General features: G+C 69.0%; 18 protein-coding genes, 3 tRNA genes and 1 pseudogene. 13 read left to right on the forward strand and 9 right to left on the reverse strand.

Features of this window, described 5'->3' with window-relative positions; genetic code table 11:
• The first annotated feature begins 44 nt into the window (after window positions 1-44).
• From OXG83_16620 to aat, 3 genes and pseudogenes are all read left to right on the forward strand, one after another.
• The gene (locus tag OXG83_16620) at window positions 45-1,211 is read left to right on the forward strand and encodes a GDSL-type esterase/lipase family protein (GenBank protein MCY3966649.1); all 1,167 of its coding nucleotides are present in this window, start codon (window positions 45-47) and stop codon (window positions 1,209-1,211) included.
• A 15-nt stretch (window positions 1,212-1,226) separates the two neighbouring features.
• A complete protein-coding gene (gene ychF / locus OXG83_16625) occupies window positions 1,227-2,291 on the forward strand; it encodes a redox-regulated ATPase YchF (protein ID MCY3966650.1) in 1,065 nt (354 codons plus the stop codon).
• A gap of 11 nt (window positions 2,292-2,302) precedes the next feature.
• A pseudogene (aat, locus tag OXG83_16630) lies at window positions 2,303-3,007 on the forward strand (leucyl/phenylalanyl-tRNA--protein transferase).
• Window positions 3,008-3,013: 6 nt separating this feature from the next.
• Here the strand turns inward: aat and OXG83_16635 are convergent.
• Together OXG83_16635 and OXG83_16640 are read right to left on the reverse strand one after the other, a co-directional pair.
• Entirely contained in the window at window positions 3,014-3,970 is a 957-nt protein-coding gene (locus tag OXG83_16635) for a winged helix-turn-helix domain-containing protein (GenBank protein MCY3966651.1), read from the reverse strand.
• Between the two features lie 1,282 nt (window positions 3,971-5,252).
• Window positions 5,253-5,328: transfer RNA gene (locus OXG83_16640), tRNA-Phe, on the reverse strand.
• 118 nt (window positions 5,329-5,446) lie between these two features.
• On the opposite strand from OXG83_16640, the gene OXG83_16645 reads away from it, so the two are divergent.
• The 3 genes from OXG83_16645 to OXG83_16655 are packed head-to-tail and all read left to right on the forward strand — an operon-like array spanning window position 5,447 to window position 11,286.
• Window positions 5,447-8,989, forward strand: coding sequence for a fibronectin type III domain-containing protein (locus tag OXG83_16645; GenBank protein ID MCY3966652.1), 3,543 nt, complete (start codon window positions 5,447-5,449; stop codon window positions 8,987-8,989).
• A gap of 36 nt (window positions 8,990-9,025) precedes the next feature.
• Window positions 9,026-10,597: a bifunctional phosphoribosylaminoimidazolecarboxamide formyltransferase/IMP cyclohydrolase gene (gene purH, locus OXG83_16650; GenBank protein ID MCY3966653.1), complete on the forward strand. Its 1,572-nt coding sequence runs from the start codon at window positions 9,026-9,028 to the stop codon at window positions 10,595-10,597.
• Window positions 10,597-11,286 carry an outer membrane lipoprotein carrier protein LolA gene (locus OXG83_16655; protein MCY3966654.1) on the forward strand — a complete coding sequence of 230 codons (690 nt, stop codon included), beginning with the start codon at window positions 10,597-10,599 and terminating at the stop codon, window positions 11,284-11,286. Before purH ends, OXG83_16655 begins: the two co-directional genes overlap by 1 nt.
• Window positions 11,287-12,039: 753 nt before the next feature.
• Here the strand turns inward: OXG83_16655 and OXG83_16660 are convergent.
• On the reverse strand, window positions 12,040-12,927 hold the full coding sequence (locus OXG83_16660; protein ID MCY3966655.1) for a hypothetical protein: 888 nt from the start codon (window positions 12,925-12,927) through the stop codon (window positions 12,040-12,042).
• A gap of 79 nt (window positions 12,928-13,006) precedes the next feature.
• On the opposite strand from OXG83_16660, the gene kdsB reads away from it, so the two are divergent.
• From kdsB to OXG83_16685, 5 genes are read left to right on the forward strand one after another with little or no spacing between them, the layout of a single operon-like run.
• Complete coding sequence (gene kdsB / locus OXG83_16665) at window positions 13,007-13,789, forward strand: 3-deoxy-manno-octulosonate cytidylyltransferase (GenBank protein ID MCY3966656.1); 783 nt, start codon at window positions 13,007-13,009, stop codon at window positions 13,787-13,789.
• Window positions 13,790-13,810: 21 nt separating this feature from the next.
• Entirely contained in the window at window positions 13,811-15,496 is a 1,686-nt protein-coding gene (locus tag OXG83_16670; protein ID MCY3966657.1) for a CTP synthase, read from the forward strand.
• Between the two features lie 16 nt (window positions 15,497-15,512).
• Window positions 15,513-16,352 (forward strand): 3-deoxy-8-phosphooctulonate synthase, encoded by an 840-nt coding sequence (gene kdsA, locus OXG83_16675; protein ID MCY3966658.1) that lies wholly within the window; start codon window positions 15,513-15,515, stop codon window positions 16,350-16,352.
• Between the two features lie 6 nt (window positions 16,353-16,358).
• Window positions 16,359-17,378, forward strand: coding sequence for a KpsF/GutQ family sugar-phosphate isomerase (locus OXG83_16680; protein MCY3966659.1), 1,020 nt, complete (start codon window positions 16,359-16,361; stop codon window positions 17,376-17,378).
• Window positions 17,379-17,384: 6 nt separating this feature from the next.
• Window positions 17,385-17,888: an HAD family hydrolase gene (locus OXG83_16685; GenBank protein MCY3966660.1), complete on the forward strand. Its 504-nt coding sequence runs from the start codon at window positions 17,385-17,387 to the stop codon at window positions 17,886-17,888.
• Here OXG83_16685 and OXG83_16690 read toward each other — a convergent pair.
• The 3 genes from OXG83_16690 to OXG83_16700 form a co-directional block, all read right to left on the reverse strand.
• Complete coding sequence (locus OXG83_16690; protein MCY3966661.1) at window positions 17,857-18,864, reverse strand: Uma2 family endonuclease; 1,008 nt, start codon at window positions 18,862-18,864, stop codon at window positions 17,857-17,859. The genes OXG83_16685 and OXG83_16690 overlap by 32 nt on opposite strands.
• A 37-nt stretch (window positions 18,865-18,901) precedes the next feature.
• The gene (gene tatC / locus OXG83_16695) at window positions 18,902-19,642 is read right to left on the reverse strand and encodes a twin-arginine translocase subunit TatC (protein ID MCY3966662.1); all 741 of its coding nucleotides are present in this window, start codon (window positions 19,640-19,642) and stop codon (window positions 18,902-18,904) included.
• 106 nt (window positions 19,643-19,748) lie between these two features.
• Window positions 19,749-20,063 (reverse strand): twin-arginine translocase TatA/TatE family subunit, encoded by a 315-nt coding sequence (locus OXG83_16700; protein MCY3966663.1) that lies wholly within the window; start codon window positions 20,061-20,063, stop codon window positions 19,749-19,751.
• A gap of 104 nt (window positions 20,064-20,167) precedes the next feature.
• Here OXG83_16700 and OXG83_16705 point away from each other — a divergent pair, with 104 nt between their 5' ends.
• Window positions 20,168-21,856 (forward strand): S41 family peptidase, encoded by a 1,689-nt coding sequence (locus tag OXG83_16705; protein MCY3966664.1) that lies wholly within the window; start codon window positions 20,168-20,170, stop codon window positions 21,854-21,856.
• A 108-nt stretch (window positions 21,857-21,964) separates the two neighbouring features.
• Here the strand turns inward: OXG83_16705 and rpmG are convergent, their stop codons facing one another.
• The 3 genes from rpmG to OXG83_16720 form a co-directional block, all read right to left on the reverse strand.
• Complete coding sequence (gene rpmG, locus OXG83_16710; protein ID MCY3966665.1) at window positions 21,965-22,120, reverse strand: 50S ribosomal protein L33; 156 nt, start codon at window positions 22,118-22,120, stop codon at window positions 21,965-21,967.
• A 53-nt stretch (window positions 22,121-22,173) separates the two neighbouring features.
• Window positions 22,174-22,250: transfer RNA gene (locus OXG83_16715), tRNA-Asp, on the reverse strand.
• Window positions 22,251-22,302: 52 nt separating this feature from the next.
• Window positions 22,303-22,377: transfer RNA gene (locus tag OXG83_16720), tRNA-Val, on the reverse strand.
• Between the two features lie 142 nt (window positions 22,378-22,519).
• Between OXG83_16720 and OXG83_16725 the strand changes: the two genes are divergently transcribed.
• Window positions 22,520-23,122, forward strand: coding sequence for a superoxide dismutase (locus OXG83_16725; protein ID MCY3966666.1), 603 nt, complete (start codon window positions 22,520-22,522; stop codon window positions 23,120-23,122).
• Window positions 23,123-23,188: the final 66 nt, after the last annotated feature.

Genomic DNA, 23,188 nt, shown 5'->3' on the forward strand with positions numbered 1-23,188 from the left:
GAACCCATCGGAGGGTCGCGTTCGCGCCTGTAACATTCCCGCGCTTGACTGGTAACTGCTTCTCCAGGCGCCCTCGAATCGTCCCGCGGCCCGGCGTGCTCGCCGCCGTGCTGCTTGCTCTGGCCGCGGCCGCGGCCGCGCAGACGCCGAGTCGCTGCAAGGCTTTCGGCGACAGCATCACGGCCGGTGTCGGTGACGATCCGGGGCGCGCGGAAGCGGGCTACCCGCCCCGTCTCGAAGCTCTGGTGCCCGGCCTGGTGGTCGACAACCGCGGCGTCGGCGCCGAGCGTACGCCGGAAGGTCTGGCGCGCATCGACGACGTGCTCGCGGAGCCGGGCGACTGCCTGCTGCTGATGGAGGGAACCAACGACATCAGCCGCGACATCTCAGCCGAAACGACCCTGTTCAACCTGGATCAGATGGCCGCCCGAGCGGCCGCCGCGGATTGGACGGCGTACCACGCCACGCTGATTCCCCGCCTGCCGAATGCCCGTTTCGATCCGAACAACGTGCAGAACCAGGACCTGGTGCAGTCCATCCGGCGGCTGGCGGCGATTCGGGGCCGTGGCCTGGTCGATCCGTTCGAGATCTTCAGTACCGAGAGGAGGCTGTTCCACGCGTACTACTACGCCGGCACGGAGGATCCCGTCGGCCATCCGAACGGCGCCGGCTACGATCTTCTCGCCTCGGCCTTCCGCGACGTGCTCGAGTCCTCGGACGAGGTTCCGCCGGTACCGACGCGCCTGATCCCCGCCCACGGCGCCGAAGGGGTTTCGGCGGCGAGTGCCGTGGAGGTCGAAGTGAGGGACTTCGGGAGCGCCATCGACACGGGTTCGGCCTCGCTCCTGGTCGATGGTCTGCCGGCGCCCGCGCCCGGCGTCGGCGACGATGGCCGTTGGCTGCGCTGGCGTTTCTCGTCGGGGGAGCCGCTTGAGGGCGTGGTGACGCTGTCCCTGCGCGTCGCCGATGCCGAGGGCAACGTGTACGACCGCATGCTGGGCCGTTTCCTGGTCGAGGGCGCCGTCCGGCCGCCGGGCGATGTCGATCGGGACGGTCGCGTGGACGGCCGCGACCTGGTCTTCCTGGGCCTCGCCTTCGGCGCCGGCTCGAGGTCGCATCGGTTCGACGCCGATGCCGATCTCGACGGCAGCGGGCAGGTGGACGGCGAGGACCTGGCCATCCTCGCGGCCAACTTCGGCGCCAGCCTCTGAGTCCGGGTCGCGAAGATGCAGCTCGGCATCCTGGGCCTGCCCAAGGCGGGCAAGACGGCGCTGTTCAATGCGCTGACCGCCTCCCGCAAGGCGACGGGGAGGTTCCGGGCGTCGAAGACCGCGAACGTGGGCATCGCGGTGGTAGGGGACCGGCGCCTGGAGAGGCTCCGGGACCTCTACCAGCCCCGGCGCTTCGTCCCGGCCCAGGTGCGGTTCGTCGACGTCCCCGGTATCGACCGGGGCCGCGGAGAAACGCTGGACCTGGCGGAGCTGCGGATGATGGACGGCCTGGTCCACGTCGTGCGTGCCTTCGAGGACCCGGAACTCCTGCACCCGTCCGGGGGCGTCGACCCGCGGCGCGACATCGCGGCCATCGACCTGGAGCTGATTCTCGCGGACTACGACGTCGTGGAGCGGCGCCTGGAGCGCCTCGTTCAGGCCCGGACGAGAGGTCTCACCGACCTGGAGAAGCGCGAGCGCGCCCTGCTGTCGGACCGCGTCCTGCCGGCGCTCGAGGCGGAAACGTCGTTGCGACGTCTGGAACTGGACACGGAGGAGGAGAAACGGCTGCGCGGCTACGGCCTGCTCTCACTGAAACCGATGCTGGTCGTCCTCAACGTCGATGAGGATGTCGCGGCGGTTCCCGCGGCGATCGCCGGGATCGAAGCCCCGCCGGGCACCCGGATTCTCGCCGTCAGCGCTTGCCTGGAGGAGGAGATCTCCCGCCTCGACGCGGCCGATCAGGGCGACTTTCTGGCCGAGGCCGGCCTTGACCAGCCAAGCGCGATCCGGGTCGTGCGGGCGGGCTACGAGCTGTTGGGACTGATCTCCTTCTTCACCGTCGGCGACGACGAAGTCCGCGCGTGGACGATCCGCCGGGGCAGCACGGCGCTCAAGGCCGCGGGCACCGTCCATTCCGACATCGAGCGCGGCTTCATTCGCGCCGAGGTCACCGAGTGGCATGAGCTGGTCGATGCCGGATCGCTCGCGGCCTGCCGCGAACGGGCGACCCTGCGTCTGGAGGGCAAGGGCTACCGGGTTCGGGACGGCGAGGTGGTCCACTTCCGCTTCAACGTCTAGTCTGCCCGGTGATGGACCGCAGGGGGCCTTTCTGGCTCGATGATTCGCGCATCGCCTTCCCTTCGCCGCGACTGGCGGATCCGAGCGGTCTGCTCGCGGTGGGCGGAAACCTCGAGCCGGAACGGCTGCTCGCGGCCTACCGGTCCGGCATCTTCCCCTGGCCGCTCCTGGGGCCGGACGGACCCATGCTGTGGTTCTCTCCCGATCCGCGCCTGGTGCTGTATCCGTAGCGGTTCAGAACGTCCCGCAGTCTTCGGCGCGAACTGCGGCGCGAGCCGTTCGAGGTGGCGGTCGACACGCGCTTCAGGGAGGTCATCGTGGCCTGCGCCGAGAACCCGCGTGCCGGGCAGCAGGGCACGTGGATCACGGGGCCCCTGATCGACGCCTTCGAACGTCTCCACCGGCTGGGCCACGCCCACTCGGTCGAATGCCTGCAGGGCGGCGAACTGGTGGGTGGCCTCTACGGCGTTTCGATCGGCGGAGCGTTCTTCGGCGAGTCCATGTTCACCCGGCGCTCGAACTCGTCCAAGATCGCGCTGGTTCGTCTGGTTCGCTGCCTGGAGCAGTGGGGCTACGCGTTCGTGGACTGCCAGCAGGTCACGGAACACATGCTCCGGTTCGGCGCCGAGGAGATTCCGCGCAGCCGCTTCCTGGACGAACTCGAAGCGGCGCTCCGGCTCCCCGGCCGTCCGGGTTCGTGGCGCTCCGGCTCCTGACCGCGGTCAGGAGGACGGTTCCATCACGACCAACTGCGTGACGACCTCGTCGGCGATCCGCGAACCCACGTCGGCGCCGAAGACGAGGATGTCGCTCTCGGCGCCTTCGTAGGACTCGGTCCAGAGGACGGTCCCGTCGTCGGCCAGGAGCAGGCGGGCCCAGACCCGGAGGCGACCCTGCTGCCGCTGCACGCGGCCGTCGAGCAGGTAGTCGGCGAGGATCCGCCTTGCTCTACCGCCGGCGCCCGTGAATGGCCGGAGGTCGCGCGAAACGACCGCCAGCCGATCGGACGCCTGCCGGCCGAGCGACGTGATGAGTTCCTGCTCCAGACCCTCGCGGAACGAGTCCGCGCCGGACCAGGTCTCCACCGGCGTGAAGGGCAGTACCACGAGCACGGGCCGTGGCGGCTCGTTCGCGCTGGACGGTTCGGAGTCGAGGGCGCGCCAGACGAGGATCGTCGCGACGACTCCCAGGACCGCCCCAAGAGCGGCGAGCGCGATGGCCGCGAAAGGCCGGGAGCGCCGGCCGGCCCCGCCCCGGGAGGGCTCCGGTTCGTCGTCGTCGTCGTCGCCGATCTCGCTCACCGGCTTGAGGAAGCGGTACCCGAGGCGCGGCAGCGTCTCGATGTACTCGGGCGTGTCGGCGCTGTCGCCGAGTGCTATGCGGATCCGCTTCACGCAGGAGTTCATGCTCTGGTCGTACTCGACGTGGACCCGGTCGGGCCAGAGATGGCGACGGACGGCCTCGCGCGAGACGACGGCGCCAGGGTGCGCGATCAGAAGCTCGAGGAGCCGGGCGGGTTGCGGTTGAAGCCGTACCGTGCGGCCGCGGCCGGAGAGTTCCAGGGACTCTGGATCGAAGCGGAACTCGCCGAACCTCAGCCGGCGAGGGCGTGCAGCGAGCGTGCCGTCGTCGCTCCGCTCCGGGCTTTCCCCGGGCGATGTGCCGTTATCGCGCTGCATGACGTAGCCCCTGGATAGCTACGGTTGAGCCCCTGTCTGGTGTTTCCAATCCTCGAAACTGCAGTTCCGATTCTAGGGTCCTCTTTTTCGAGGACACAAAACAAGACTACGCACAGAGCGTTCCAGGCTGTACGTGACAGTTGCGTGACCCGTTCGTGACCCGTCAGCGGGTCTGCGCGTAACTTACTGGGGCGCTTGCACTTAGGCTGCCGGTGTGCTACCTTTCGGGGCCACAAGAAAAGAGGATAGGGACCGCTCCGGGGTTCTCACCCGAATCGACCTGAGCCTCCCATCCCTCGCTAGCGTTTCCTCAACCCTCAGCTTGGCGGGCATCCGGTCGGGGAGCGCTTCGCGCGCCACCGATCCTCCGTTCGGGCCCGGGCGCCTGTGTCTTGCGACTCCGGCGGTGGAACCTTGCGGCCCCTCCAGTCCCTTCCGGGGTTCGCCGGGACTCCCTCCCGTCCTCCCTCCCCTTCGGGTCTCCCGCTCCGGCTTGCGCCTTCCCGGTCAACCCTCCGGCTCAGGTGGCCGAAAGGTCCACGCCGCCGTTCCGCTTCGTGTCCAGTCCCCCGGCTTGCGCCTTGGAACCGATCACGTTGCGGCCCGCCGCCGCGGGGACTCCCTAGCGTCTCTCTCCTTCGACCTGGCGCCCCTGGGGTACTTCGTCGCTCGACTGGTCGGGTCTCACGACGAAGCCCCCGAAGCGTCTGCCGATGAAGCGCTTCAGCTGCCGATCGGCCTTCCGCTGCTGCCGGGCAACGTCCGGCCGGTCGCTTCCCTGAAGCCGCCTCCCTGGCTTTGGCGCGGTGAGGCTTGCGCCTCTCTTTGCCGCCCCCCGGGAAGCCTTCGGCTACGGGAGCCACTCGCCGACTGAAGCTTCATGGCGTCAGGATCTCCTCGGCTTGCGCCTCGGTTTTCCCGGCTCCAAGCGGCTTCCGCCGCCGAGCCCGGCTTCGAGTCGTGACCTTCCGACCCTCACTCTTGAAGCGCGCCCACCACGCGAACGTGACTTTCGCCCTTCTCAAGCTCCGATCCGAGGGTCGCGTCTCTTGGACCGGTGGATTGGGTTGCGATTCTTGGTCACAGTCCCTATCCGCGAAACAACGTATAGGGCAGATGAAGGTCGTGTCAAGACGACGGCTGCAGCGTTTCTTCGCCCGGTGCTCCGGGTGGAGTCCTAACTGTCTGAGGTGCTGGAACTTGACCCTCGCAACAGGGAATTGCCCGGATGGTCGCCCTCTGCGGATTTCCTGCGGATTCGGGCAGCGGCGGCGGAGTCGAGTGGTGCCCAGGGGCGGATTCGAACCACCGACACCCTGATTTTCAGTCAGGTGCTCTACCAACTGAGCTACCTGGGCAAGTCGCACGCCGGGTCAGGCCGGGCAGGGTGTTCTAACAGGCATGGAGCGAGCCAGTCAATGGAGTACCCCGCGTGAGGCTGACAGACGGGTGGGGCACTGACTACACTCCCCGACCATGAACGAAACCAGAAAAGCGGGCCGGCGAGTTGCGGCCGCGTCGATCAGTCTGTTGATTCTTGGAGGGGGCGCCGCCCAGGCGCAGCGCCTGCTGAGCCTGGGCCCAGGAACGGGGACCCCCGGAGTGGCCGCGGCCGCGCAGTTCGAACCGGGCATGGGGCCGGTGACCGTACAGGTCGATCTCGATCTGGTCAGGTCGGCCCCGCCGCGGCTCGAGTTGCCGACGCCCGACGGCCGGGTGCTCGTCGCGGTGCGGAGCGTGTTCGAGGATCGCGGCAACGGCAACGTGATGTGGGCAGGCAGCTTTCCGGGGGCGGACTACGAGAGCGTCGTCCTGACGGTGGAGGACGGCAGCTTCGTGGGACGGTTCGGGGAACCGGGAGGCGTGAAGTTCAGGATCAGCGCGGGCCCCGACGGCGGTGGCACGATGGCGGATACCGGTGGCGTGCCGGGCGACGCCCCGGAGACCGTCTGTCCGGTCGGCCTGGAGCCCTTGGGCCTGGAGGAGAACTTCCTGGTCGAGACCCCCGGGCGCGTTGGCCAGTCTCAGCGTGTGGCCCAGGCGCAGAACGGGAACGAACTCGACATTCTGGTGCTGTACACGGCGCAGGCAGCCCGGAACTGGGCGAACCGGGGCGGCGCCCTGGCCTCGATCCGGAACGCGGGCGACTACCTGAACCTGGTGCTCCGCAACGGTCAGATACCGATCAAGGCGAACCTCGTCCACATCGCCAGGGCGCCCGCGGTGCTCGACACGGTGGGCAGAAGGGGTGTCGGCCCGTTCCAGAACGAACTCAGCTTGCGAACGCTCTGGAACGGCGAGGTCCTGCAGTTGCGAACCCGCCACGGCGCCGACGTGGTCCACGTGTTCAGCGGCGAGAGGACGTCCCTGCTCGGGGCTTGCGGCCGCGCCTACCTGCTGACTCAGGGTGAGACGGCCGAGGACTTCTCCTCCCGTGCGTACGGCTGGACCGCGAACAGTTGTGCCAGTTTCGACGACGCCGAGATCTTCGCGCACGAGGTCGGCCACAACCTGGGCGCCAACCACGATCCTGACAATGTCTCGGTGATCACTCCTGACCAGGCGGTGGAGCCGTACGCCTTCGGCCACCACAACCACGAACACATTCCGAACGTCGGCACGATCATGAGCTATCGCGGCCAGACGGAGCCCTTCTTCTCGTCGGTGCGGATCAGGCCCAAGCGGCGGACCATCGGGATCGGCGGCGAGCAGGAGAACGAGCGCGCGCTCCGCCGCACCTCGAGGATCGGCGTCCAGTACAGCGACGCCCTGACCGTGCCGCCGGAGGGCGCGCCCGCGGCGCCGGGCAACGTTCGCGCTCAGCTCGCCGGCGCCGGGACCGTGCGCGTCAGTTGGGTCGACAACTCGGACGACGAGGTCGGATTCGAGGTCTGGGTCCAGCGGCAGGGCCAACCGTTGGCGGTCAGTACCCTGGTCGCCGCCGATGAGGAGTCGGTCGAGATCGACGACCTCGAGCCCGGCTATCACTTCTTCTGGGTCTATTCGTACATCGGCGATAACCGTTCCCTGAGAAGCACCTACCTGGATGTCGTCGTGCCCGGGGCGGAGCCGGCCGCTCCCACGGATTTGAGCGTGACGGCCATCGGGAGCTTCGCGATCCTGTTCTGGACGGACAACTCGGACGACGAGATCGGCTTCGAACTCCAGTCGCTGCGCGGCGGCGAACTCTGGTATCGGAACGAGGTCGCGGCGGACCGACAGTTCAGCTTCATTGGGGGCCTCGAGCCGGGCGTTCGCCATGTCTTTCGCGTTTCCGCGTACAGCGGTGGCGGCTTGTCCTGGAGCGACGACGTCGTCGTCGTGCCGGAGGAGCTCGAGGGTCCGGAGCCGCCCAGCAACCTCCGCGCGACGGTGACCGATGGCACGTCGGTTCGCCTGACCTGGACCGACAACTCGGACGACGAGGTCGGGTTCGACGTCCGGGCCGCCGTCTGGGGCTGGTCCGAGTTCTTCGCGGTCGAGGCCAACACGGAGTCCATCGAGATTCCGGCCCTCGCACGGGGCGGCCGCTACTTCTTCAGCGTGGTCGCCGTGGACGCCGAGGGACAGACGGCTTCGAGCGACACGCTGGTCGTCACGCTCGGCGTGTCAGGGAAGGGGCCGCGGGGGCCGAGACGGCTTCGAGCGATGCCCGTCGACGCGACCTCGGTGCGGCTGACCTGGGAGGACGACTCGACGGACGAACGGGGCTTCGAGGTCCAGGTCCGTGAGTTCGGCGACCGCTGGAGCCGGGCCGCCCTGGTCGGCGCCAACGAGGAGTCCGTGCTGCTCACACGCCTGACGCCCGGGAGCGTCGACGACTACCGCGTCTTCGCCTTCAACGACACCGGTTTCTCCGGCAGCAGCAACACGGTGACCGTGAAGCTGCCCGGTGGCGTACGACCCACGGAGCTCACAGCGGCGCCCGCGGGCGACTCCGCGATCGAGCTGAAGTGGTTCGGAAGGTGGGCCGACAGGTCGCTGGGCCTGATCGTCGTCGAGGGGCGCAATCCGGAGTCGGACTGGACTGAACTGATCACGACCCGGGCCGCCACCGGTTCGGTTCGGATCAGTGGTCTGATGACCGACACTCCCTACACGTTCCGCCTCGTCTCGGCGGTCGGCGCCACGCGAGCGGTTTCCGGAGAGGTGAGCGCGACGACCGGCGCCTTCCGGGACGCCTGTCGTGACGGCGCGCAGTACCTGTGCCTCCGGGATGGCCGCTTCGAGGTGCAGGTGCATTGGACGAACCCGGACAAGGCGGGCGACCACGGCTTCGGCACCGGCGTCCCCATCGACTTCTCGGACGAATCCGGTCTGTTCTGGTTCTTCGAGCCGGACAACGTGGAACTCGTTCTCAAGGTGCTCGACGGCACGGCGCTCAACGGCAACTTCTGGGTGTTCTTCGGCGCCCTGTCGGACGTGGAGTACTGGGTGACGGTGGAGGACACGCAGGGCGAACAGCGGCGCACCTACCACAACCCGCCCAAGGAAGTCTGTGGGCAGAGCGACATCGCCGCCTTCGCGGGAGCCGGAGTGGCCGCGCAGCTTGCGCCGTCGACGGGGGTGCGGGGCGAGCCCGGCATCGACCTGCTGAAGATGGACGTGGCGCGGCTGCCCGCGATCGGCATCGAGCGATCCGAAGAGTCTGCGGGGGAATGCGAGGCCGGCAAGGAACTGCTGTGTCTGCTCGACGACCGCTTCTCGGTCGAGGTCGGCTTCGTCGATCCCAACCTCGAGTCTCCCGACAATGAGAAGACCGCCAGGGTGGCCGATTCCCTGACCACGGCCAACACCGGGTTCTTCTGGTTCTTCAACAAGGAGAACATCGAGTTGGCGGTGAAGGTGCTCGACGGCCGGGCGATCAACGGCAGCTTCTGGATCCTCTACGGCGGTCTCTCGGATGTGCAGTACAAGATGACGGTGGAGGACACGGTCACCGGCGAATCCGCCTCATACGAAAACGAGAAGGGCAGTCTCTGCGGGCGGGTCGATATCGAGCCCTTTGCCGATCCTTGAGGCGGCCTTTCAGCGTGCTACGCTGCGCCGACTCCGATGCTCCCCGTTCGCCGCGCACTGGTCTCGGTCTTCGACAAGGCGGGCCTTGAGGAACTGGGTTCGGGGCTGGCGAAGCTCGGTGTCGAGATCATCTCGACCGGCGGTACCGCGCGCCAGCTCGCGGAGCACGGCGTATCGGTCACCGCGGTGTCCGATGTAACCGGACACCCCGAGATCCTCCACGGGCGCGTCAAGAGTCTGCACCCCCGGATCTTCGGCGGCATCCTGGCCGACCGGCGCCGGCCGGAGCACCAGGCGGAACTGGAGCAGCACGAGATCCCGCCGATCGACCTCGTGGCGGTGAACCTGTACGCCTTCGCCGCCGCCGCCGCGGCCCCGGATGCGACCGTGGACAGCACCGTCGAGATGATCGACATCGGCGGCCCGAGCATGGTCCGCGCCGCGGCGAAGAACTTCGCCAACGTGGCGGTCGTCGTGGACCCGGCGGACTACCCGCGGATCCTCGAGGCCCTTCGGTCCGAGGGAGGCCTGCCGGAAGAGCTCCGGCGCGAACTGGCGCTCAAGGCGTTCCGGCACACAGAGAGCTACGATGCCGCGATCGCCGACTGGTTGGCGAACGGCACGGGGGCGCCCGCCCGCGACGAGTCTTCACCCCTGCCGGAGTCCGTCCGGCTCGAACTCGAGCAGGTGCTGGCGCCGCGCTACGGCGAGAACCCGCACCAGGGAGCGGCGGTCTACCGGGAGGTCGGCGGCGGCGGCGTCCTGGGCGGTTTTCGGCAACTCCAGGGCCGGGAACTCTCGTGGAACAACATGCTCGATGCGGACGCGGCGCGGAAGCTGTCGGCGCTGTTCGGCGCCGCCGGGGACGACCCGACGGTGGTCATCGTCAAGCACAACAACCCGTGCGGTGTCGGACGGGGCGCGTCCTTGGTCGAGGCCTACGAACGGGCCCTGGCCTGCGACCCGGTATCGGCGTTCGGCTCGATCATCGCGGTCAACCGGCCCTTCCCGGAGCCCCTGGCCGGGGCGATGGCGAAGCTGTTCGTCGAGGTCATCGTGGCTCCCTCCTTCGACGCCGCCGCGCTGGAGCGGCTCGGCCGCAAGAAGAACCTCCGCCTGCTTGAATGCCCTCCCTTCTCCGCTGAGGACGGTGCCTACGAGCTGCGAGCCGTCGACGGCGGGTTCATCGCCCAGCACCTCGACAGCGCTCCGGAAGACCCGCGGGAATGGACCTGTCCCACGCGGGCGCAACCGGACGAGGCGCAGTTGCGCGCGCTCGATTTCGCCTGGCGGGTGTGCAGGGCGACGAAGTCGAACGCGATCGTGGTCACCAACGAGCACCAGACCGTCGGCATCGGCGCCGGCCAGATGAGTCGCGTCGATTCCTGCCGGATTGCGCTCGACAAGGCGCAGCTCCCCCTTGCCGGCACGGTTGCCGCTTCGGACGCCTTCTTCCCCTTCCGGGACGGGATCGACACCCTCGCCGAGGCGGGAGTCGTGGCGATCGTCCAGCCGGGCGGCTCGGTCCGGGACGACGAGGTGATCGCGGCCGCCGACGAGCACGGCGTCGCCATGCTCCTGACCGGGCGCCGCCACTTCAAGCACTGATGCGGCCCGCGCGAACGGCGGCATCCGTCAGGCGTAACGGCGTAACACTGGGTGCGCCGGCCTTCTGGCCGGCATCAGCCCTCGCGGCCCTCTGCCTGGTGGCCGCCGGGCCTTCGCACGCCGACGATCCCTGGGGCGTTCTCGAGGAGTTCCGGCGTTCGCTCGAGGCGCAGTCGCCGCTCTCGGCGGGGTTCGTCCAGACCTACGTCCCCTACGGCTTCGATCCGGAGGACGGCGAGACGGAACGCGGCGACCTGGCCGTCGACCTGCCGGGTTGCCTGCGCTGGGACTACTCGCCGCCGTTCGAGAAGGCGTTCCTGCTGTGCGACCGGACCGTGCATCACTGGAATCCGGGCGAGTCGGTCGGCCAGCGCCACGACCTGTCCGAGCAGCCGGCCCCGGGGCTGGACTTCTTCCTGCTCACGACCGACGATCTCCGGGACCGGTACGAGGCGGAAACCGGCCCCGCACCGGACGACCGGGTGCTCGTCGTCCTGCGCCCGCTCGAACCGAGCGAAGACGTCGCCCTCGTGCAGGTCGTGATCGATCGCGGCCAGCAACGGCTGCGTGAACTGACCTACTACGACGCCCAGCGCAACGAGAACCGCTTCGTCGTCGGCGACTACCGCAGCGGCGCGGCCCCGGGCCGCTTCGAACCGCCGCCCGGCATCGTGTGGGAGGAGCCGTAGGGAGTCCGCCGGCGCAGTCGTCGGGTTGGCGGTGGGGAGAAAGGTCGCCGGCCTCCGGCCGGCGGCTGCGTTCCTGGGGCTACGCCGCTTCGCGGCCCCGCCCCAAGCGGACCAGAAGGTCCGCGCACCCAGAGAGCGGTCGTGGGGTTCTGCGAGCTGCCCTGCTGCAGTTGAGATAGCCCGCAGCGGCGGAAGGTCGCCGGCCGTTGGCCGGCGGCAGTGTTCCTGGGGCTACGCCGCTTCGCGGCCCCGCCCCAAGCGGACCAGAAGGTCCGCGCACCCAGAGAGCGGTCGTGGGGTTCTGCGAGCTGCCCTGCTGCAGTTGAGATAGCCCGCAGCGGCGGAAGGTCGCCGGCCGTTGGCCGGCGGCAGTGTTCCTGGGGCTACGCCGCTTCGCGGCTCCGCCCTGAGCGGACCAGAGGGTCCGCGCACCCAGAGAACGGTCGTGGGGTTCTGCGGGATGCCCTGCTGCAGTTGGGTTCCGCCCGCAGCGGCGCCATGTCATCTGCATGTAGAAAAGTCGGCCACACCGGGCTGGCTCTCTGGGTGCGCGGACCTTCTGGTCCGCTCGCCGCCGGAGGCGGCCAGAAACACGCCGCCGCGGAGCGGCGACCGCAAGCGCTGCAGCGGCGGCATGGCACCCGCATGTAGAAACCCCGCCGCACTGCGCCCGTTCTCTGGGTGCGCGGACCCTCTGGTCCGCTTGCCGCCGAAGGCGGCCAGAAACACGCGCCGGCCGAAGGCCGGCACCTTCTAGCTACGCGCCCGCACCGCCCGAAGCTCCTTCAACCCATACACCTCCACAGTGTCGAATGTGCGCGAGGCCGAGTCCCTCCAGGCCGGCCGTCCGGCGGTCAGCACCAGCGGCCGCCACTCACAGTCGCCGCCGCGGCAGAACTTGAGCCGGCCGGCACCGACGGCGCTTCCTGGCCGGAACTCCAGTTCGAGCACCCCGGTGACCTCGCGGCCGAAGTCCACCCGAAACGCCGATCGCTCGCCGGGCAACACCTCGAGGCCGGGGGACGTGGAGACGCGCACGATGCGGCGCGGCACAACGGCCTGCCAGATCGGCTCGGGCCTCGCCAGCTCGCCGCGGACGATGCGGCCCCAGCGGCCGACAGGCGGCCGCCCCCAGGAGCGAACGAACCCGGGCTCACGGCCGTCCGCGACCGGCGCGGCTCCCTTCACCGCCAGCGGTTCCCACGCGTCCAGGAAACGCCACGTGCGGTCCGTCGTGACCGGCATCGATCCGTCGGCGAGTTCGATGCCGGCGAGCGCGCCGCCGTCGCCGTAGGGCGTGCGCACCTCGATCGTCAGACGGTTGGCCCCGGCGCGCAACAGGTGGGCGACCTGGACCTCGTCGATCGGCTCGCCCCGCCGGAAGCCGCCGCGCGCGATCTGATGGCCGTTCAGATGCACCGCGTACTCGCGGTCGGCGGTCACGAACAGGCGAGCTGCCGCCTCCGGCGCCTGGTCCAGCTCGAAGTCGCCCAGCAGCACGTAGGCCGCCGGCTGTCCGGCCTCCGTGGCCGCCGTCTCGGGCCAGATCCACTCCGCCGCGCCGGTCGGCAGCGAGGCGTCGCCACACCCCGCCAGCAGGCACGCCGCGATCGGGGCTAGAACGCGCGGGGTCCGGTACACGCCGCGAGCGTATCGGCCCGTCCGCCGGTGAGCGGCCCGGCGGTTTGACCGGCGGCGCGCCGCGCGGGTAGGGTCGCCCGTGTCGAGTGCTCGGCCCGTATCGGACGCAGTCGGTATCGTCTGTGCGATTCCTGCTCGATATGGCTCGATTCGATTGCCCGGGAAGGCCTTGCTGCCGATCTGCGGCCGCCCCATGATCGAGCATGTCTACCGCCGGGCGAGCGAAGCGTCGGGTCTCGACGCCGTAGTCGTGCTGACGGACCATGAGGACATTCGCCGGACGGTCGAGGGCTTCGGCGGAACCTGCCAGATGACGCCCGCGGACTGCCGTAGCGGCACGGACCGGATCGCCTGGGCGGCGCGTGGCTGGCGCGCCGACGCGGTGATCAACGTGCAGGGCGACGAGCCCCTGCTCGATCCGTCGGCGATCACGCAACTCGCCGAGCACCTGCGAGCGCGAAACGGCGAGGAGATGGTCACCCTGGCCGCCGAGGTCGACGAGGAGGCCCTGCGGGATCCCAACCAGGTCAAGGTCGTGTGCGGGGGAGACGGCTACGCCCTCTACTTCAGCCGCGCCGGGATCCCCTTTCGCCGGCGTTCGGAGGACGACGGCCCGGCGGCGCCGGTCCTCCTGCATGTCGGCGTCTACGGCTACCGCCGCGAGGTGCTGCTGCGGATCGCCGAACTCGAGGCCTCGCCGCTCGAGCGCTCCGAGAAGCTGGAGCAGCTCCGCGCGCTCGAGAACGGCGTCCGCATCCGCGTCCTGCCGGTCGACGAGGCGCCCCTGGGAGTCGACACGCCGGCGGACCTGGCGCTGGCCGAGCGGCGGATGCTGGCCATGCAGACGGACGAGAATCCATAGGTAAGGACGGGAGCACACGCCATGGCAACCAAGTACATCTTCATCACCGGCGGCGTCGTGTCCTCGCTCGGCAAGGGCGTGGCCGCGTCCTCGGTGGGAGCGATTCTCGAGGCCCGCGGCTTCACCGTCGAGATGATGAAGCTCGACCCCTACGTGAACGTCGATCCGGGGACGATGTCCCCCTACCAGCATGGCGAGGTGTTCGTCACCGACGACGGCGCCGAGGCGGATCTCGACCTGGGGCACTACGAGCGGTTCACCACCTGCAAGACGAGCAAGAAGCACAACTACACGACCGGCAAGATCTACGAGGCGGTGATCAACAAGGAGCGCAGGGGCGACTACCTGGGCAACACGGTCCAGGTCATTCCCCACGTGACGGACGAGATCAAGGCGGGGATGCGCCGGCTGGCGGGCAGCGCCGATGTCGTGCTGGTCGAGATCGGCGGCACGGTCGGCGACATCGAGTCCCTGCCCTTCCTGGAGGCGATCCGGCAGTTCCGCCAGGAACTGGGTCGAAGCAACGCCGTCAACCTCCACCTCACCCTGGTGCCGTACATCGCCGCCTCCGACGAGCAGAAGACGAAGCCCACCCAGCACTCGGTGCGCGAGTTGCGGGCCATCGGCATCTCCCCGGACATCCTGCTCTGCCGGGTGGACCGCGACCTGCCGGACGAGATGAAGGCGAAGATCGCCCTTTTCTGCAACGTGGACACCCACAACGTGATCGCCGCGCGCGACGTCGACACGATCTACGAAGTGCCCCTGATGTTCTGCCGCGAGGGCCTCGACGAGTCCCTCATGGACCTGCTCAGCCTGCCGGGCTCCCCGCGCAACCTGGCCGGTTGGGAACGCATGGTCCACCGCATCCGCCACCCGCAGGGGCAGGTGCGGATCGGCATCGTCGGCAAGTACGTTGAACTGCCCGACGCGTACAAGAGCCTGAACGAAGCCCTGATGCACGGCGGCATCGCCAACGACGTCGAGGTCCAGTTGGTCTACATCAACGCGGAGGACCTGGAGACCGAGAGCTGGCCCCAGGAGATGTTCGAGGTCGACGGCCTGCTCGTGCCGATCGGCTTCGGCCCGCGCGGGGTCGAGGGCAAGATCCGGGCGATCCAGTACGCGCGCGAGCAGCAGGTGCCGATGTTCGGCATCTGCCTCGGCATGCAGTGCATGGTGATCGAGATCTCGCGCAACGCCTGCGGCATGGAGGGCGCCCAGTCGACGGAGTTCGACGAGGTGGCGGTTGATCCCGTGATCTACAAGTTGCGCGACCTGCTCGGAGTCGAGGAGATGGGCGGCACGATGCGTCTGGGCGCCTATCCCTGCGTCGTCGAGGAGGGCACTCTGGCGGCGCAGGTCTACGGCGGGACGTCCGAAACCGAGGACGGCCGGTTGCTGATCAGCGAGCGCCACCGGCACCGCTACGAGGTGAACCAGAAGTACCTCGGGGCGCTCCAGGACTCCGGAGTCGTCGTCTCCGGCCGGAGCCCCGACGGCAAGTTCGTCGAGATCGTGGAGCTTCCGGACCACCCCTGGTTCCTCGGCTGCCAGTTCCACCCCGAGTACAGGTCGCGTCCGGCCGATCCGCACCCGCTCTTCATCTCCTACATCCGGGCGGCGGTCGAGCAGAAACAGCGGACCGCGGCGGCGTCGGCGAGCGCCGGGGACGAGCTTCCCTCCGGCGGCGCCGAAGCAAACTGAGGCTGTCCCGGGAACCGTGACCGCGGAAGGCTTCGAACTCGCGCCGGGAATCGTCCTCGGTCGCGGCGGCTTGCCCGTGATCGCGGGTCCCTGCGTGATCGAGGGCCGCGACTGGCTCGTCGGCGTGGGCCAGCAGATCCAGGCGATGAGCCATCGCCTCGGGCTGCCGATCGTCTTCAAGTCCTCGTTCGACAAGGCGAACCGCAGCTCCGGCGACAGCTTCCGGGGCCCGGGGCTCACCGAAGGGCTGGCGGCGCTGGCGGAGGTCAGGGAGGCGACCGGACTGCCGGTGCTGACCGATGTCCACCAACCGGGCCAGTGCGCCGAAGCCGCCCAGGTCTGCGACGTCCTCCAGATCCCCGCCTTCCTCTGCCGCCAGACGGACCTGGTCGTCGAGGCGGCCGCAACCGGGCGGCCGGTCCTGATCAAGAAGGGCCAGTTCATGGCGCCGGCCGACATGGTGCGCGTGGTCGACAAGGCACGCGCCACCGGCAACGCGCGGATCGCCGTGACCGAGCGCGGCAGCTCCTTCGGGTACCACAACCTGGTCGTCGACATGCGCAGTTTCGAACTCCTCGCCGAGCACCGGATCGCCGTCCTCTACGACGTGACGCACTCGCTGCAGTTGCCCGGCGCCCGCGAGAAGGAGAGCGGCGGCGACCGCCGGTTCGCGGAGCCGCTGGCCCGCGCCGCGATCGCCGCCGGCGCCGCCGGCCTATATCTCGAGACGCATCCGGACCCCGACAGCGCGCGGTGCGACCGCGAGACCCAGTTGCCGCTCGCACGCGCCGAGAAACTGCTCCTGTCCGCGCTCGAGATTCACCGCTCTCGCGTCGCCGAGGGCCCCTGGGTCTGAACTGAAGTGGCCGGACGCCCCAGCAGCGCAACCGCCGAATCGGAGCGAAGCCTGGAGATCGCCCGGGCCGTCCTCGAACTCGAGGCGGCGGCGATCCGCGGCCTGATCGGGCAGCTCGAGGACTCCTTCGGCGAGGCGGTGCGGCGCATGCGCGACTGCCGGGGGCGGGTGATCTGCACCGGTATGGGCAAGAGCGGCCACGTGATGAAGAAGGTGGCGGCCACCCTGGCCTCGACCGGCACGCCCGCCCTGTTCATCCATCCGGCCGAGGCGATCCACGGCGACCTGGGCATGATCGTGCCGGGCGACGTGGTTCTGGCCGCCTCGACCTCCGGCGGCACGGAAGAACTGCTGCGGATGATCGACGTGCTGCATCGGCGCGGCGTTCCCCTGATCGCCGTCACCGGGGCCGCGAAGAGTCCGATCGCCGAGCGCGCCGACATCCACCTGTCGGCGGCGATCGACCAGGAGGCATGCCCCCTGAACCTGGCGCCGACCGCATCGACGACCGCCACCCTGGCGCTGGGCGACGCACTTGCCATGGCGCTGCTCGAGGCGCGCGGGTTCACCCTCGAGGACTTCGCCACCCTTCATCCCGGCGGCGAGCTCGGCCGCCGGCTGATGACGGTGGATCAGGTGATGCACGCCGGCGCCGCCGTGCCCAAGGTCGGGCTCCAGGCCTCGATGCGCGAGGCCCTGTTCGAGATGACCGAGAAGTCGTTCGGCATCACCGCGATCGTCGACGACGCGGGCGGTCTCTGCGGCGTCGTCTCGGACGGGGACCTGCGGCGCCTGCTGAACACGGATCCGGCTGCCGGCGAGTCGGCCGGCGGCGCGTTCCTGGACCGCGCCGTCTGCCACTACATGACGCCCGAACCGAAGACGATCCAGCCCGACGCCCTGGTCACGGTCGCCCTGGCGTCCATGGAGCGGCACCGGATCACGTCCCTGTTCATCTGCCACGGCGACGGCCGCCTGCGCGGCCTCGTCCACATCCACGATCTTTGGGGCCTGCGCCGGAAGTAGCCGCCGATGTCCACCATGCTCTCCTCCGTTGTCCTTCGCCTCCGCTTCCTCCTCTTCGACGTCGACGGCGTGCTCACCGACGGCCGGCTCTACTACCTCGGCGACGAGATCGCGGTGGCGTTCGACACGCGAGACGGCGTCGCCGTGAAGCGCGCCCGCGACGCGGGCCTCGGCGTCGGTCTTCTGAGCTCCAGGAGAGACTCCCCCGCGGTCGCCCGCCGCGCCGCCGACCTCGGCTTCGACGAGGTGCTCCTCGGCCGCCGCGACAAGGCCGCGGCCTTCGCCGATCTGCTCGAGCGTCGCGGGCTCGAAGCCTCCGAAGTGGCCTACGTCGGCGACGACCTGGTCGACCTGCCGGTCCTGCGCGCCGCAGGCCTGTCCGTCGCCCCGGCCGACGCGGTGCAGGAGGTCCGCGACAACGTCGACCTCGTCCTCGACGCCCCCGGCGGCCGCGGCGCCGCCCGCGAACTCGTCGACCTCATCGTCGAGGCGTTGGGCCCGGTGTCGTAGCCGGTGGCGAGCCGCGCTCCGCGGCGCAGAGTGCCAGAAACTCGCTCTCGCTGGCGCAGTGCAACGCGGCCCGCACCATCGCGGTCGCCGGCAGTTCACCCAGCGCGGCGAGACGTGCCGGCAGTGACGGCGCCGCCGTGATGCCGCGCTCTTCGAGGATGGCGAGCACCGACTCGTACCGCACCTCGGCGCGCCCCTCGTTGCGACTCTCGTTGCGGTAGTGCCGCAGCCAGGGGTCGTCGTCCGGTCCCGTGCCTTCGGCGGCGCTCAGGGCGGCGCCTACGCGATGCAGGGCCTCGCGCGTGATGTCCGACATCCGGTGTTCGTTCAACGCCCGGTGAATCTCCTCGGCAGTCCAGCCGGGAAACGCTCGACTGCTCTCGGCCCGGACGAAGCGGCCGCCCTCAAGAACGTGAATCGCGAGACCGGGCACCCGGGACTTGGGACGGCTCGGCGAGCCCACATCCGGCACGTCGACCCAGACCTCGGGGAAACCCCAGGCCTCGTACAGTCGAAGCTTGCGAACGCGAACGTCCGTCGAGTAGTCGACCTCCAGCACGACGTCGGGCAGAGCCCCGCCGTCCACGTCCACCTTCGGCGCCAGCTCTTCAGCGGAAGGCGGATGCAGGTACAGGATCTGGTCCGCCTGCATCAACACCCTGGGCTTGCCCCGGGCGTCGAAGCGCACCAGGTCCGACGTGCCGAAAGCCGCGATCGCCGAGCCCCTCGACGCTGCGATGAGCGCCGCAAGGCCGGCCAGTCTGTGCCCGGGCCGCTCGTGATAGGTGGTCGTCGGCTCGCACACGACCATCGCTGTCGCGGTCCGCCTCTCCCAATACTCGAGCCGGCCCTCGTACTCGTCGATCTGCTCCAGCGTGATGCGGACCGCCCTGCAGCCGGGAAAGTCCGCCGCGTCAAGCGGTGCTCGTTCGGCGTCGGACGGCGCCGTTCGTGCTGCGTGGGCGGGCTCGGCCATGCGCGGGATCCTATCTCCGGGATCCCGCCACGATGCGCTAGCTCGCCCACTCCTCTTCGGCCTCTTTCTCGAGACGCTTGCGGCGGCGCTGGACCAGGGCCGAGGCGCCGACGCCGAGCAGGTAGAGGAGCAGCGTCGGCCCCGCCACGATGGTCATGTTGATGGCGTCCGGGGTCGGCGTGATCGCGGCGGAGAGGATCACGATGATGAGCACTGCCCATCGGAAGTGGCGCATCAGGAACCGCGGCGTCACGATGCCGAGCTGCGACAGCATGAAGATGACGATCGGGAGCAGGAACATGACGGCCAGGCCGAGCAGGACGTTGACCGCGAAGCTCAGGTACCGCTCGATCCGGATGTCGGCGCCCCAGTCGCTGTTGAGACCCATGTTGACCAGGAACTCGGTCGCGAAGGGCAGGGCGACGAAGTAGCCGAAGGCGCCGCCGCCCAGGAAGAAGAAGGAGCCGAAGAAGATGAAGGGGATCGCGTAGCGCTTCTCGCGCCGGTAGAGCCCCGGCGAGACGAAGCCCCAGAGCTGGCTGACGAGATAGGGGGAGGTGACGAAGACGGAGGCCAGGAGCGCCACCTTCACGAAGACGATGAACGGATCCGTGACGCCGTCGAACACGAGCTGATCGACGTGGGGCTCGATCGGTCTCGCCAGCACGTTGTAGATCTCTTCGGCGAAGGCGAAGCAGCCGAAGAACGCGACGACGACGACGATCAGCGTGCGGAGGATGCGGCGGCGCAGCTCGTCGAGGTGCTCGAGCAGCGTCATCCGCGGGAGTTCTTCTTCGTCCTCCTCAGATTTCCTGCGGGCGGGCTGCGTCGGGGGCAGCCGCTCCGGTTCCGACTCTTCAGTCGGCTGTCCCTGTTCGGGCTCTTCAGGCGGCGGGGTCACTCGGCGTCCGGGCCCCCGATTCGCCCGTCTTCTTCGAATCGTCGGCGCTCGCGGTCTTCCTGGAACCGTCCGACACCCCGGTCTTCTTGCTCTTGTCGATTCGGCGTGGCGGCGGCGGGCGCTTCTCTTCGTCGAGTTCGACGTCGATCGAGCGCTTCAAATCGCTCGTGGCACGCCGAAACTCGGCCATGCCGCGGCCCAGCGTGCGGCCCAGTTCAGGCAGCTTCCGTGGGCCGAAGATGAGCAGAGCGGCCGCCATGATGAACAGCATCTCCTGCATGCCGATCGGGCCGAACATGGGACGGCATGATACGCCAACCCGCGCCACTGGCTCGCTGTTACAATCTTCGCTTCGCCTCGCCGGGCGGCGGTCCGACCGGCGCGACCAAGAGCGGAACCCTCGTGCAGAAACCCTGGCGCAACATCGCACTCGTCCTCTTCGTCACGGCCGTTCTCGTCGGCGGGCTGGCCGGTGGCCACCTGCTGGCGGTGGGCGGCGGGGAGTTCGCGCCGGTTCGCGAGTACACCGACCTGATCGAAGCGGCGCACGCGCACTACGCCGTGCCTGAGGTCGCCTACCGCGACCTGATCTACGCCTCGATCGGCGGCATGCTGCGCAGCCTCGATCCGCATACCAGCTTCCTGCCGCCGGTCGCCTACGACTCGATGAGGGAACGCCAGCAGAGTTCGTTCTACGGCCTCGGCATCTACGTCGGGACGCGCAACAACCGGCTGACGGTCATCTCGCCGATCGAAGGCACGCCGGGCTACGAGAAGGGCATCCGCGCCGGCGACATCATCCACCTCATCAACGGCGAGCCGACCGAGGAGATGAGTCCGAACGAGGCAATCCGCAATCTCAAGGGCCCCAAGGGGACCGACGTCACCGTCACCCTGCTCCGTCCGGGTCTCGACGAGCCCCTGGTCGTCACCGTGACCCGGGCCGAGATCCCGCAGGAGACCGTTCGCCATGTCCACATGGTGAAGCCGGGCGTCGGCTACGTCCTGGTCAACGACTTCTCGCGCTCGACCGGCGATGAACTCGAACGGGCCCTCGCGAGTCTCCGGGACCAGGGCATGGAGCGTCTGGTGCTCGACCTGCGGGAGAACGGCGGCGGTCTCCTCGACCAGGCGATCGCGGTCTCCGATCAGTTCGTGCCCCCCGGCAGCACGATCGTCGAGACCCGCGGCCGCATCGACAGTTCTCACCAGACCTACCGCTCCACCGGCCGCCACGAGCCGCTCGGCCTGCCCCTCGTCGTGCTCGTGAACGGCGGCTCAGCGTCGGCCTCCGAGATCGTCTCGGGCGCCGTCCAGGACCACGACGTCGGTCTGGTCGTCGGCGCGTCGACCTGGGGCAAGGGTCTGGTGCAGACCGTCTACGAGCTGTCCTACGGCGCCGGCCTCGCACTGACGACGGCCCGGTACTACACGCCGTCGGGGAGGTTGATCCAGCGCGACTACTCGTCGTATTGGGACTACTACACGGAGTACGACGCGAACGGCAGCAACGGAGAGGACGCGCCGGAGGACGGCTTCCCGCTCGACGGCGACGTGCCGGCCGGCCTGCTTGAGGCGCCCCCGGCTCCGTCGCAAGACGAGCGCCCCGTCTTCTACACCGACCTGGGCCGCGAGGTGTTCGGCGGCGGCGGAGTGACCCCGGACTACGTGATCGAGCAGGACGAGCCGCCCGCTCTCATCTGGCGTCTGCAGTCGCGGAGCGGCTTCCACCGCTTCCCGTTCGAGGCGGGCAACCAGGAAGGCGTCGAATCGACCGACTGGCAGGTGTCGGACGAGTACCTGGAGCGGTTCTGGGAATGGGTCGTCGAAGAAGAGTTCGTCGCCGCCGGGGAACTCGAAGAGGCCCGGGAGGATCCGGAAGTGGACCGCCACGCGCGGGTCCGCCTTCGCTACGAGATCTTCAACACCGCCTTCGGCCTGACCGAGGGGTACAAGGCCCAGGCGGTGTTGGACAAGCAGCTTGCCCGCGCCCTCGAACTGCTCGACGAAGCGGAAGATCTCCTCGACCGGCGACTGGACCTGGACGGCCAGGGCGGCAGCCCCGTGTCCGGTCTGGTCGCGCAGCAGTAGCAGGCTCGGCGCCCACTGGGTGCGCGGACCTTCTGGTCCGCTGCCGCCGCAGGCGGCCAGGTGCACGCGCCGGCCGCACGGCCGGCACCTTGTCGGGCGGCGAGCCTGCTAGCGCATCTTCTCTTCGACGAACTCGACGTGCCGCCTGATCTTCGGGTCGTACTTCTTCAGCTTCAGCTTCTCGCGGCTGAGCTTCTTGTTCTTCGTCGTCGTGTAGAAGTACCCGGTACCGGCGCTTGATACGAGCTTGATCTTGTCTCTCACGTGGTGGTCACCTCTGGTGAAGCCCGGTGGCCGAGGGAAGGGCGGAGCGGAAGTGGCGGGGCCGACGGGACTCGAACCCGCGACCTCCGGCGTGACAGGCCGGCATTCTAACCAGCTGAACTACGACCCCGTCTTCAATCCGTTTCCCGTTTCCCCGACTCCTGAATCGTCCTTGACCTCCGTGGTGGGAGGTGGGGGATTCGAACCCGCGACCCCCTGCGTGTAAAGCAGGTGCTCTACCCCTGAGCTAACCTCCCCGGCGCCGGCGCTCCGGCCGCCCGGCGGACATCGCAGGCCGCGTGATCTTAGGGCAGGCGCGGGGACATCGTCAACGAAGAGCACGGCCGCGTCGCTCCGTGGCACAATCGCCTGCCCAACCACTTCCTCACAGGAGTACCGATCATGCACGAAGTTCCGGATCTCGCATATCCCTTCGACGCCCTCGAGCCGCACATCGACGCGCTGACGATGGAGATACACCACGACAGGCACCACGCCGTCTACGTCGCGAACCTCAACGCGGCACTGGAAGGGCATCCGGATCTGGCCGCGATGAGCGTCGAGAACCTGCTCAGGAACATCGACGAGGTGCCGGGCTCGATCCGCGGCGCGGTGCGCAACCACGGCGGCGGCCACGCCAACCACTCGCTCTTCTGGTCGGTCATGGGGCCGGATGGCGGCGGCGCGCCCAGCGGCGACCTGGCCACCGCGATCGATATCCGTTTCGGTGGCTTCGACCAGTTCCGGGAGCGCTTCAAGGGCGCTGCGATGGGTCAGTTCGGCAGCGGCTGGGGTTGGCTGGTCAGCGGCGATGACGGTCTGTCGGTGATCGCTCGCCCGAACCAGGATTCGCCGTTGATGGAGGGGTTGACTCCGCTGCTCGGCGTCGACGTGTGGGAGCACGCGTACTACCTGAGGTACCAGAACAAGCGGCCGGACTACCTGGACGCGTTCTGGAACGTCGTCGATTGGGACGCCGTGTCGGAGCGCTTCAGAGGCTGAATTCCGCTCTCCGGCCCTCCCATCGGGCCGTGGAGAGTGCTACGCTGCGCGGTCCTTGCCGACTCG

Source organism: Acidobacteriota bacterium (assembly GCA_026707545.1).
In the GTDB taxonomy this organism is placed as follows: Bacteria; Acidobacteriota; Thermoanaerobaculia; order Multivoradales; family Multivoraceae; genus Multivorans.